The organism is Fluviicoccus keumensis (assembly GCF_004217445.1).
In the GTDB taxonomy this organism is placed as follows: domain Bacteria; phylum Pseudomonadota; class Gammaproteobacteria; order Pseudomonadales; family Moraxellaceae; genus Fluviicoccus; species Fluviicoccus keumensis.
Map to the genome: position 1 here is coordinate 402,236 of NZ_SHKX01000012.1, position 12,224 is coordinate 414,459.

9 protein-coding genes are annotated in these 12,224 nt (G+C 60.2%); 1 reads left to right on the top strand and 8 read right to left on the bottom strand.

Translation table 11 applies throughout. From position 1 onward, the window contains the following. The first annotated feature begins 53 nt into the window (after positions 1–53). A complete protein-coding gene (ppsR, locus tag EV700_RS10035) occupies positions 54–875 on the top strand; it encodes a posphoenolpyruvate synthetase regulatory kinase/phosphorylase PpsR (protein WP_130413307.1) in 822 nt (273 codons plus the stop codon). Here the strand turns inward: ppsR and EV700_RS10040 are convergent. From EV700_RS10040 to EV700_RS10075, 8 genes are all read right to left on the bottom strand, one after another. After that, positions 872–2,335 (bottom strand): PAS domain-containing protein, encoded by a 1,464-nt coding sequence (locus EV700_RS10040; protein WP_165391417.1) that lies wholly within the window; start codon positions 2,333–2,335, stop codon positions 872–874. The two genes, ppsR and EV700_RS10040, sit on opposite strands and share 4 nt — an antisense overlap. A gap of 277 nt (positions 2,336–2,612) precedes the next feature. Then, the gene (locus tag EV700_RS10045; protein ID WP_130413311.1) at positions 2,613–3,461 is read right to left on the bottom strand and encodes a class I SAM-dependent methyltransferase; all 849 of its coding nucleotides are present in this window, start codon (positions 3,459–3,461) and stop codon (positions 2,613–2,615) included. Positions 3,462–3,572: 111 nt separating this feature from the next. Then, positions 3,573–5,378, bottom strand: a complete 1,806-nt coding sequence (locus tag EV700_RS10050; RefSeq protein WP_130413313.1) for an acyl-CoA dehydrogenase — start codon at positions 5,376–5,378, stop codon at positions 3,573–3,575. 103 nt (positions 5,379–5,481) lie between these two features. Then, on the bottom strand, positions 5,482–6,150 hold the full coding sequence (locus EV700_RS10055) for a hypothetical protein (RefSeq protein WP_130413315.1): 669 nt from the start codon (positions 6,148–6,150) through the stop codon (positions 5,482–5,484). 4 nt (positions 6,151–6,154) lie between these two features. Continuing rightward, complete coding sequence (ttcA, locus tag EV700_RS10060; protein WP_130413317.1) at positions 6,155–7,069, bottom strand: tRNA 2-thiocytidine(32) synthetase TtcA; 915 nt, start codon at positions 7,067–7,069, stop codon at positions 6,155–6,157. Between the two features lie 115 nt (positions 7,070–7,184). Then, on the bottom strand, positions 7,185–9,605 hold the full coding sequence (locus tag EV700_RS10065; RefSeq protein WP_165391418.1) for a hypothetical protein: 2,421 nt from the start codon (positions 9,603–9,605) through the stop codon (positions 7,185–7,187). Between the two features lie 123 nt (positions 9,606–9,728). Then, the gene (locus tag EV700_RS10070; protein WP_130413321.1) at positions 9,729–10,307 is read right to left on the bottom strand and encodes a LuxR C-terminal-related transcriptional regulator; all 579 of its coding nucleotides are present in this window, start codon (positions 10,305–10,307) and stop codon (positions 9,729–9,731) included. An 88-nt stretch (positions 10,308–10,395) separates the two neighbouring features. Further along, positions 10,396–12,174: a hybrid sensor histidine kinase/response regulator gene (locus EV700_RS10075; protein ID WP_130413323.1), complete on the bottom strand. Its 1,779-nt coding sequence runs from the start codon at positions 12,172–12,174 to the stop codon at positions 10,396–10,398. Positions 12,175–12,224 lie beyond the last annotated feature (50 nt).

The following is a 12,224-nucleotide window of genomic DNA, read 5'->3' on the forward strand; positions in this document are numbered from 1 at the left end:
GCCCGTTACTATAAAGACTCCATCCGCATCAGACAAACCCCAAAGGCCAGCCAATGAGAAGAAGCGTATTTTTTATCTCCGACGGAACCGGCATCACCGCCGAAACCCTGGGTCACAGCCTGCTGGCGCAGTTCGGGAACGTCTCGTTCGAACAGCACACCCTGCCCTACGTTGGCAGTCCGGAGAAGGCCCGCGAAGCTGTCGTGCGCATCAATGAGGTCGCGGCGCAGGACGGCATCCAGCCCATCATCATCGACACCATTGTCGACAAGGAAATCCGCTCCATTATAGCGAGTGCGAACGCCTGCATGTTCGACGTTTTCGAGACCTTTGTTGGAAAACTGGAGACCTTGCTGGGCGAAAAGCCGATGAACGCGGTGGGCAAGTCGCATTCGGTCAATACCCAGACCTACAAGACCCGCATCGACGCCGTGCATTTCGCGCTGGACAATGACGACGGCGCCCGCACCCGTCATTACGATATGGCGGACATCATCCTGATCGGCGTATCGCGGTCGGGCAAGACGCCGACCTGCATTTACCTGGCGTTGCAATTCGGCATTCGCGCCGCCAACTACCCGCTGACAGAAGACGATCTGGACAGTGAAAGCCTGCCCAAGGCGCTGAAGGAGCATCGCTCCAAACTGTTCGGCCTGATGATTGACGCCGACCGCCTGACCATGATCCGCAACGAGCGCAAGGCCAACAGCCGTTACGCCAGTCCGCAGCAGGTGATGCGGGAATTGCGGGCCATCGAGTCGATCTATATCCGCGAAGGCATTCCCTTCCTGGATGTGTCGGAAATGTCGGTCGAGGAAATCGCGACGCGCATTATCGACCAGAAGCACCTGAAACGCCGGATCAGCAGCAACTAGATCCGTCGAAGCGTCTGTTCATGCCAGGCAGGCCGCAAATCGCGGATCTGCTTGAGCATGTGCAGCGGACTGCCGTTGCTGCGGCGCATCACGGTCACTTCCATATCCACCGGTACAACTTCCCCGTTCTTGTTGATCAGCCGCTTTTCGAGGCTGTAGAAGTTGCAGTCGCCGGTCAGCATGCCGTTCACATAGCCCTGATCCAGGCCCAGATCCTCAGGATGCGTGATTTCCCGGAAGTTCATCTGCCGCAATTCTTCCTCGGTGTATCCGATCAGATCGCTGAAGCCCTGTGTGGCGGAAATGATGGCGCAGTTCATGTCCACCAGCAGGACAGTCCCGGAGCTATCATCCTCCAGGTGCGGCGGTTCGGGCGGAATATCGTCATCCGCGGGCGTTTCGGCCGGCACTGGCAACGCTTCCGCCGGATTGAGATGCCTGCCTTCCGTGACCAGCCAGCGGATTTCGCCGTTGGTTCCGAAAACCGGTTTTACCGAAAAATCCACCCGGTGCTGCACACCCTCGCGATCGACAATATCCACTTCCCGGCGGACGAATTCTCCGGTCCCGGCCTTGCTGATCGCTTCCCGCACCATGCGTCGTTGATGATCGTCTTTCCACCAGGAGCCTTCCCAGAGGACCACGCCCCGCATGTGCCCGTAGGGCAGCCCGGTCATTTCATAGACGGCCTGGTTGCATTCCAGCACGCTACCGTCGGCTTCAAGCAGGCCCACGAACTGGAACATGGAGTTGAAGACGGCCTGGAACTGGGTTTCGCGATCAACCAGGCGGCTTTGCAGTCTTTTCTGTTCGGTAATATCGAGAATGATGCCGGACATGCGGGCGGGCTCGCCATGCTCGTCCCATTCGGTAATCTTGCCGCGATCGGCAATCCAGCGAAAGCTGTCCGGACTGTTGCGGACTCGGTACTCATTTTCAAAAAAGGTGGTGCGCCCTTCAAAATGATCCTTGACCAGCGCGGCGCACTTTTCCCGGTCTTCGGGGTCTATCCGGTCTTCCCAGTGCTGGATTTCAGTATCCTGCCCGGGCGCAATGCCCAGCAGCGTATTCCAGTAACCGGTGCGCTCGACATGATTGTTGCGGATATTCCAGTCCCACATCCCGACCTTCAGGTGATCCATGACATCGGGCCAGTATTTGTTGTTCTTGAGCGATTCCTGCAATCGTGCCTGTTCGCTTGCCTCATAGGCCTGACAGCAATCGCGCTCGAAGAAAATGCCGATCAGGGCTTCCGGATCTTCGGGATGTCGTCGCGCCAGAAGATGGACGTAGAGGGAGGCATGGCCGGGACGGGCAATCTCAAGCTCGGCCGCCGTTGATTCGGAACAGCTCTGAAGCTCAGCCAACATGGCCTGAACCCGGGATTGGGCGGCGTCGCTGTAGCAGGCCAGCCACTCGTCGAGGCCGATTGGATTCAGGTCGGGGGCCAGCCCGTGCATGGTCAATGCCCCGGCCGAAAAATGAACAAGACCCTTTGAGGTTTCCAGCACCCAGGTTCCTGTCCGGGATTGCTGTTCAAACAGTGAGAAAACGAGAGATGTATCCGATACCACTCCGGCGCTGCGCTTTTCCATTAGACCCTTTGCAGTAGAAACCATTACTAGCGTTGGCGGGATTATCTACCTGAATATGTTCCAAGAGAACATCATTAAATCAGTTGGCGTATTTTGGTAAAATACACAGACCCGAGCCATATATATTATTAGTTCCCTATCATTAAACCCGGTTTTCAATTACGCGAACCAGGCTGGACAGTCGCTGCACCGGTATGGGCAGCACGCCGTAATAGGATTCCGGAATATGAACCGCGGTTTGCCGGAATCCACAGGACCGGAAGCCTTCCCGGATGGCCTGTTCCGTCCGGAAGTGCAGGCTGACTCGGCTGCGGGTGGCGAAGGCCAGGCCATGTATGAAGCTGTCCACAAAACGGGTGACCGGGTGCCATTTGAAGTCAGGGTAAAGGTCGGTGATGTAGTATCCGGTTGGAAAAGCTTTCAGCGTTTGCGCCAGCCGCTTCCAAAAGCCGCTGATGGTCGGCAGGTCGAAATAATTGATCAAGCCTTCGGTAATGACCAGTGTTTTACGGCTGGTGTCCAGTTCGCGGCGGAAAACCGTATTCAGCGCCTCTTCCGTGTTTTCTTCCAGAATATTGATGGAACAAACCCGGTGACGGTTATCCAGCAGGCCGTTTTGGACAAGCAATTGCTGCTTGTGCGCGGCCATGCCGGGCAAATCCGCCTCCAGATAATGCAACTCCTGAAACTCTGCGCAAAACCGGGTTCCGCGCGGCGACAGGCCGCAAGCGATTTCGACAATCTGGGTGACGCCTTCCTCGCGAATGGCGCGGCGCACCACATCATCAATGATCAGGTGCCGCTGCAGCAGCATGACATCGTTACTGACGCCCAGGATATATTCCGCAAACAGCTCCACCGGCCGTCCCAGCCAATACAGCGCCTTGCCCTCGCGGGTATCGAAGGCGGTCGCGGACAGGCCATGCTGCCGCCACACTTCGCTGGTGTAGTAGGCGGTGAAGCTGATGCCGGAGCTGTCGGTGTCGGCCATGAGACGGTCTCGTTGTCAATGGGTGGAATGGTTGCCGGTTACGTTAACGGACCCCCGGCCCGTATGAAAGGGCCGGTCGGGACAATCGTCCGGCCCGGTATTTTTGCGCACTCAGAACCAGGCATCCTGCATTTCCAGCGGCGTCGCTTCCAGACGGCTCAGCAAATCCGCCATCACGTCCGTTTCCGGTAATTCCCACTGGAAGAAATAGCGCGTGGTATGCAGCTTGCCCTGATAGAAATCATGATCCGCCTGCGGTAAACCGGGTTGATTCAGTCCTTCGGCGGCGGTGACAGCTTGCCACAGCCAAAGCCAGGCCAGGGTTATCCGCCCGAACAGATCCAGATAGACCGTGGCGTTGGCCAGACCCAGATCGGGGTTGGCGGGAATGACGCCCAGCAGATGGCGCGTTACCTCATCGAGCCGGGTCATGGCGGCTTCCAGCGGTGCGGTAAAACCGGCGGTGGCTTCCAGTCCGGCGGCCTCCCGGATGGTGGCGGCGACGTTTTCCCGGAACGCTGAGTACCCCGCCATCTGCTGCATGCCGACCTTGCGCCCCAGCAGATCAATGCCGTGAATGGCTTCCGCGCCTTCATGGATCGGGTTCAGGCGGTTGTCGCGGTAATACTGTTCCACCGGGTATTCCCGGATGTAACCCGAGCCGCCCAGCACTTGAATCGCCAGTTCGTTGGCCTTGGTGCCGTATTTGGACGGCCATGACTTGACGACCGGCGTCAGCAGGTCCAGCAGCAGCGCGGCGCGGCGACGGGTTTCGCTATCCGGCGCGGTGCTCTGGTCTTCAAACAGGCTGGAGGCATACAGGCACAGCGCCAGCGAGCCTTCGGCGTAGGCCTTTTGCGCCAGCAGCATCCGTTTGACGTCCGCATGGGCGATGATGTTGACCTGCTTCGACAGCGGATCCTTGCTGGAGGGCAACCGGCCCTGCGGGCGTTGCCGCGCATAGGCCAGCGAGTAGTTGAAGCCCTGATAGGCCAAGGCCGCCGCGCCCAGGCCCACCGCGATGCGGGCCTCGTTCATCATCTGGAACATGTAGCCCAGACCCTTGTGCGCCTCGCCGACCAGATAGGCCACCGCCCCGCCCTGTTCACCAAAGCTGAGCACAGTGGAGGTGGTGTTGCGCCAGCCCATCTTGTGCAGCAGCCCCGCCAGGGCGACATCGTTGCGTGCACCCGGCGAGCCGTCTTCATTCACCAGGAATTTGGGGCAGATGAACAGGGAAATACCCTTCACGCCTACCGGAGCGCCCTTGATGCGCGCCAGCACCATGTGCACGATGTTTTCGGTCAGTGACTGGTCGCCGCCGGAGATGAACATCTTCTGCCCGAACAGGCGATACGTGCCGTCAGGCTGCTCTACGGCATAAGTACGGATATCAGCCAGCGCCGAGCCTTGCGCCGGTTCGGTCATGGCCATGGTCCCGGCAAAGCGCCCTTCCCGCATCGGCGGCAGATAACGGGCCTTTTGCGCTTCCGAACCAAAGGCGTGAATCAGGTTGGCCGCGCCAATGCTGAGGAACAGGTAGCCGGTGGTGGAGATATTCGCAGCGTTGATGTAAGCCATCGCCGTGCGCAGGATCACTTCCGGCAGTTGCAGCCCGCCTTCCTCGTAGTCATAGCCCGCCGCCAGAAATCCGGCCCCGGCAAAGGCGTCCCAGGCCGCCTTGGTTTCCGGGATCAGCTGTACCTGCGCGCCATCGAAGGTGGGTTCGTTGGCGTCGCCCTTGGCGTTGTGGTTGGCGAAGTATTTTTCGGCGATCGTGCGCGCGGTTTGCAGGGTGGCGTCAAAGACCTCGCGGGAGTGTTCGCGATAGCGCTCGCGGTCCGGCAGGCGGCCGGTGTCCAGCAGTTCGTAAAGCAGGAAGGCGATGTCGCGTTCATTCAGCAAAGGCGTGTTCATGGCGGTCGGATCGAAGCAGGGAGGACTAGGCTTCGCTTTTACCGCCAATGCGGGCACTGATCAAGGGTTACCGCGACCGCAGCCTGCCGCGCGAAGGCCAATGTCAGGCCTGAGCGGGCTGAAGGCGTTGCCAGGCCGCGCGTTGCAGCATTTCCAGACGCGTCGCCACCCGCCAGGCCAGCAGATACAGCAAAACATAAAAGACATAGGCCGCCAGCATCCAGCGCTCCCCCGCCATCCAGTCGCGCACCGTATTGGCGGCGTGCAGGTCCACCACCGCGAGGATCTTGCAGACGTTGGCCACAATCAGCGACAGCGTGCAGGCCGGAATGGTGTAGCGCAGCGTCAGGTGGGCGTGATCGGGGTGGGCGCTGCCCTGGAACAGGCGGCGCAGCATGCGGGTGGCGGTCAGCAGGCCGCTGGCAATGTCCTTGATAATACCCATCGGGCTGTGCGCGCTGCTTTCACCCTGCCCGTTCAAAACAATCAGGTTGCGGAAGGCGATGAACATCCAGCCAAAGCACAGGAAATTCAGCATCACCATGGTGGCGGTAATCTGGGAAAGCCGCAGCATGCCGTCCGTATTCAGGCTATGACGGACATCGGCGGGCAACGCCGACAAGGCTGTATCCAGGGGAACACCCGCCATCCAGTGATAGCTGTCGAGGCCATGGACAAAGCCGCGCACAGTCAGCAGCAATGGCGGCAGCATCAGCCAGCCCAGCCAGCGGGTGATGCGCTGCAGGTCGGTGTACTGGAAACGGGAGGCCACGGCGTCAGGACAGCATCAGATTGACCACATCCAGTCGATTGGAATCGGCTGCCTGTGGTGTTGCCGGTGTGGTGTCCGCTTTCAGGTTGACGAAGTCGAACAGTTCGCGGTCGGCCAGTTGTGACGGCGCCACATTGCCGATGGCGGTGAAGATGCTTTCCAGCCGCCCCGGATGTTTCTTGTCCCAGTCGCGCAGCATGTCGTTGATCATGGCGCGTTGCAGGTTTTCCTGTGAACCGCACAAGTTGCAGGGAATGATCGGGAACGCCTTGCAGCGGGCGTATTCGATGATGTCCTTTTCGTCGCAATAGGCCAACGGACGGATCAGGATGTTCTTGCCGTCATCCGACAGCAGTTTCGGCGGCATCGCCTTCAGCTTGCCGCCGTGGAACAGGTTCAGGAACAGCGTGGCCATGATGTCGTTGCGGTGATGACCCAGCGCCACCTTGGTCGCGCCGATTTCCTGGGCGAAGCCGTACAGGCTGCCGCGACGCAACCGCGAACAGACCGCACAGTAGGTCTTCCCTTCCGGGGTCAGCTCCTTGACGATGCTGTAGGTATCCTTTTCCAGGATGTAATGGGGAATGCCGCGCTCGGTCAGGTATTTCGGCAACACATCCTCGGGAAAACCGGGCTGCTTCTGGTCCAGGTTCACCGCCACGATCTCGAACTTGATCGGCGCGCTGATTTGCAGGCTGAGCAGGATGTCGAGCATGGTGTAGCTGTCCTTGCCGCCGGACAGGCAGACCATGATCTTGTCGCCGTCCTCGATCATGTTGAAATCGGCGATGGCGCGGCCGACTTCGCGGCGCAGGCGCTTTTGCAGCTTGTTGAACTCGGTGCGGCTTTTGGGGTCGGCGACGAGGGACTCATCAACGGGAGCGGGTTTGGCTTGCGGGGCAAAGGTTTCAACAGTCATGGCGGTGCGGCTGCGGCGGGAAATCGGAAGCGGCGGATTTTACCCTATTTCGGCCGGGAAATGAAAAAGGCGGCCCGGAGGCCGCCTTGATGGGGGATGAAGTCCCGTTATCCCATCAGTAAGGCGTGAAGCCCAACTGGCCGCTGAGCTGGCAGCTGCCCGGACAGGTGAACACAATCGCGTGCATGGGAGTGTTGGTGAAAGTCACTTTCCCGGTTGAACGGTTGAAGTCCACGCCTACGTCTGAACAGGCCGGAGTATCCGGAGTGACCGACCCGGCTACCAGAGCGCAAGCGTTCAAAGGGTTGATACCGATCGACATGCCGGAGTCTCCAGCAGCAATCCCCAGCGTGTTGCCATAATCATAGAGGGTGGCGCTGGCGTTTCCTTGCTTGAAGGTCATGATCCGTCCACTGGGCGGAAAGGCCGGCATGAGCGTCACGGTTAAAGTCGCGCTGTTGGTCAGGATGGTGCCTGACGGCAGCGCCAGTTGCGATGCAGCACCGGTTGCCGCCACCGGATGAATCACCGAGCCGCCCGTCACGGTCAGGGGCTGGGTAGACCCGGTGATGGCGTCCAGCGTGGTATTGCTGAAGACGAACTCCTTCTGATTGGCGCCGTTGACAAAGTTGATGCCGCTGCACGCGGTCTGCGACCCTGCCCCGCACCCGAAGGCATATGTCGAGTTCTCGACAATGACGCTTTGCACCGCTCCTGCGCTCACCGTGATCTTCAGGATACGTTTATCCGCATCACCCGAGGAGAATGTGTAGATATCCGGGTTGGTGATGGCGGACGAAGAACCCCGGACGAAGCCGCAGAAATCCGTGGGGGCATTGTTGAAGCCCAGCTTGTTATCCGCTCCGGTTGTCTGGCACGTCTGGGCAACCGCCGGCATCCGGAACTGTCCCATGAATGGCTTTGCCTTGGAGCTGTCGGAGATATTGATCTCGTTAAACATGCCGGTTGTATTGTTGGTCAGGGCGTATTCGATATTGCCATCCTTCCAGATAACTTCGGCGGTATTCGCGACTCCGCCAAACTTCATGTAGTACGGATTACCCAGCGGCATGCCGCCGACACTCAGGACCCCGGTTGAGGCGTTGACGCTGAAGTTGACCTGCTGTCCATCGGAATACAGACCACCCGCCTGGGACTGATGGTAGGTCAGCGTGTAGTTGCCGCCCAGCGCGGCATTGACGGTTGCCGGTTCGGTGTTGGAGCTGCCGCCCGGCACACCCAGCGTGGAAGTGCCGTCGGCATTAAGGGTAATCACCTTGTTGCCTGCGGTAACCGCCATGAAGATGCCCTTGCAAGCGCCGCTGCCGTTGGTGAGCAACCAGGGATGCCCGACATAGGTGTTGTTCTGATAGTAATTACTGCCGCTGACCAGCGAGGTGCGGTAGCGGATGGCGGTTCCCAGCGTATTCAGCCAGTCAATGTTGACCGATTGGCCGCTGTTGTTGACGAAGTCCATGTCCAGCGTCGCTCCGCCATTCACGCTGCGGATGTTGTTGCGATCCGAACAGGCATATTCGGCGATTCCGTTTACTGTCCGCACCGGTGTTGCCGCGATAACCGGCGACGGCGTGACATTCAGTTGCGCGGCCAGCGTGTTGAAGTAATTGCCGAGGTTTTGCAGTTCGGTGGATGACAGCGATCCGGTCAGCAACGTCTGGATATTGGCCAGGATGGCTTGCATGGCCGTTGCCCAGGCCGCCGCGAAATTGGCGGTATTCACGGCATAGGGAAGATTGGCGATATTGCCGTTAACGCCCACGCCGTCCAGCCCGCCGGCCTGCAGGTCTGCCGCCAAGGCATTCATCATGTCTATGGCAGGTTGCGTGGAACCGGGGATCTGCGTGCGCGCCTGTTGCGCAAGCGCGGCCAGTCGCATGGCGTATTCGCGGGAAGCCGCATTCAGGCTGGAATTGATCAGGTTGGCGTAGTCGGCGGCACTGCCGATAATCACGGGCGACTGCAGGATATTGCTGACGTTGAATACCTGCTGCACATAGGCGTTAGCCTGGTTGATATAGGCGGCGTTCAACGCGGCGGCGCTGCCCGCCTGGGCCAGCGCCCGCTGATAGGCGGCTTCGGTCAGCGCGGTCATGCCGATGCTGGCGTTGGCCGCGCCCGACAAGGTGAATGCGGTGTGCAGATTCTGGGTCAGCGGCACCAGCGACTCATTGGCGGCGGTCAGCGGATCATCCGTGATGGCTTCATCAAAATAGGTGGCGCCCGCCAGCGGTTGCAGTTCGGCCACTACCGCGCTGACAGTCGCGGGAATATTGATCGTGGCGCTGCCTTGGGCGTTGAGGTTGCCCCGTCCGTATTCCTGCGCCGGATTGGAGGGATTGCGCAGGATGACGCGCGCGTTCGAGACGCGGCCCAGCGAGGGGGTCACCGTAATGGTTTTGGTGGCGGTCGGCGTCTGGTTCGCGGTGGCGTCATCATCATTGCCGTTACAGGCAGCCAGACCGAGGGAGACGGCCATGACGGCCAGCGGGACGGCAAGGGGGCGGGTTTTTAGCATTTCCATATCCTCAGGATGCTTGATTTAAGGTTCCCGGGGCTTTTCCCGGAATGAGCAATTCTCTGGAGTTTATCGTTGCCTTCGGGTATCCGGACTCCCCTCTGTGGGGGGGTATCGTCCCGGTCAATTGCGGATTTGCTGACTCAGCACCAGTTCCAGCCGGTTCTTTACGCCGAATATGCCCAGGATGGCGGTGACATGTTCCTTGACCGTATGTTCGCTGATGCCCAGTACCCGGGCGATCTGCTTGTTGGAGAGGCCTTCCAGCAAGGCATCGAACACACTTCGCTGCCGATCGGTCAGCGATGGCATTTGCCAGTCGCTACCGGACATATCGGGATCAAAGACATATTCCCCTTTCTGGATGCGGCGGAAACCGTCCAGCACATGTTCGACATCGGCATTTTTCAGCAGCAACCCGCGAACGCCGCGATAGCGTGCATGGGCCACGGCGGCGGGTTCCGGAGCCGCGGAAATCAGGATCACGCGGGATATCCACGGCGACAATATGTCCAGCATGGCGTTGAAGCCGAGATCCGGCAGGTGCATGTCCAGGAAAATGTAGTCGGCGTCCGCCGCCGGTTCGGTGATCCCTTCCGCACTGTGGCGGGTATGGATGACGGCCTCGGGATAGCAGGCCTGAAGCAGGCTGCGTAATCCGGCGCAGGTCATCGGGTGATCATCAATAATCAGTAAATGCATGGTGGTCCCGGATTTCTTGTGGTGTCGGGGATTCTGGAAAAAATTATAGCGGCCCGGCGCATGGCTGCCTTCCCCACCATGGAGGGGGTCAGGCCGCGGCGCGCAGCAAACCGTTCAGGGTCTGCAGCAGCAGGTCGGGGTTGACCGGCTTCGACAGCAGTATCAGGCCTTCCTGTTCGGCCCGCTCGTGGGTTTCCGGCGACAGCTCCCCCGACAGCAGCAGGCCGCGTGCGCCGGGCCATTCCGCCAACCAATCGGTCAGGTGCTCAATGCCGTCCTGATGGCCCGGCAGCCGGATATCGCAAAGAATCAGGTCCGGTTCCGCCGAGCCGGGAACCGTCTTCGGATCCGCATGATGTTCCACGGTCAGTCCCCAGTTTCCCGCCCAGGCAATCAGGGCGGCGGCGGCCATCGGATCGTCTTCCACCAGCAACAGCCGCTTACCCGTCAGGTTGCCGGGCGACGGAAGCGGTTTCGGACGGAATCCGATGGGCCGCGACTCGTCCAGCGGCTCCAGCACCAGCTCGCCGAGATCCAGCTCAAAGCGGCATCCCCGCCCCGCTTCCGAATGCAGGCAAATCCTGGCGCCCAGCAGCGATGCCGCCTCCTGGACGATACTCAGCCCCAGCCCGATGCCCCGCGAGCGGTCGCGGGTGGGGTTGTCCAGCTGCACATACGGTTTGAAGACGTTTTCCTGCTGATCCGGTGGAATGCCCCTGCCCTGATCCAGAACAGCCAGAATGACATGCCCGCGGCGGATGCGCGCCGTCACCAGGATATGGCCGCCTGCGGTGGAAAATTTGACGGCGTTCGCCAGCAGATTGTCGAGGATGCGTCCCAGCAGGCCGGTATCGGAATACAGCGCCTGACGCCTCAACCGATCATCAATGCGCAACCGCAGCCGGATGTCGTGCGCGGCGGCGGCTTGCCGGTGCGTGGCACAAAGGCGCTGCAGGAAGTCTTCCAATCCTAACCGGGTGAAATTGAGCCGGTACGCGCCGCCTTCCAGCCGTGAAAGATCCATCAGGTTATTGAACTGCTCGGACAGGGCGTGCCCGGCTTCCAGGATTTTCTCGACCAGTTCGCCGCTTTCCCCGTCCCGTACCCGCAGGCGCAGCGCATGGCCCAGCAGCATGACGGCATGAACCGGCTGGCGCAGGTCGTGGCTGGCCGCCGCCAGGAAGGCGGATTTGTCCTGATTGGCCTGCTTCGTCCGCGCCACTTCGATGGCTTGCTGCTCCAGCAGCGCCTCTTTGTCTTCCCGCAGGCGCATGTTCTGGGCAATCACATCCCGGCGTTCCAGGGCCATGCGGACAATCACGAAATGGTAAAGCAGAAAGAGCGTTGCCAGCAGTTGCCAATGTTCCGGGAAAACGACGGGAAAGCGTGAAACAAACAACAGCGATGACAGGATGGCGCCAATCAGCATATGGCCCAAACCGAAGATGGCGATCGACCCCGCCCCGGCGCCCACGCCCAGATAGATGATGGTCAGGATGAGATTGTGTTCATCGTCGCCGGGCGTCATCAGCAAGCCACTGACACCCCACAGGAGGCCGACGGCGGCGCTGTAGGCAAAGCCCTGCAATTCGCCGTTTCGCAGCCGGTGCGGATCCGGGTGCTCGGCATCGATGCGCCAAAAGCGCCGGCGGAACAGGAAACCGCCCAGCGAGGTGAGGATGGCGAACAGATACCATCCGGCCAGCAACGGCGATGACACCTTGTCCAGACTGACGGCCAGGGTCATCGTGGCAATGATGATACCCAGATGCGGCCGGGAAACCCGGGCGCCCAACGCCAGCATTTCCGCCTGCAGTCGCGGTGGGTAGACCTGATGATTGAATAGAGGGGGGAAACGCACAGTCACCACGGTAACTCCCGGTTTCCGGGACCGGCCCGGCGGCCTGCCTCGCCGGG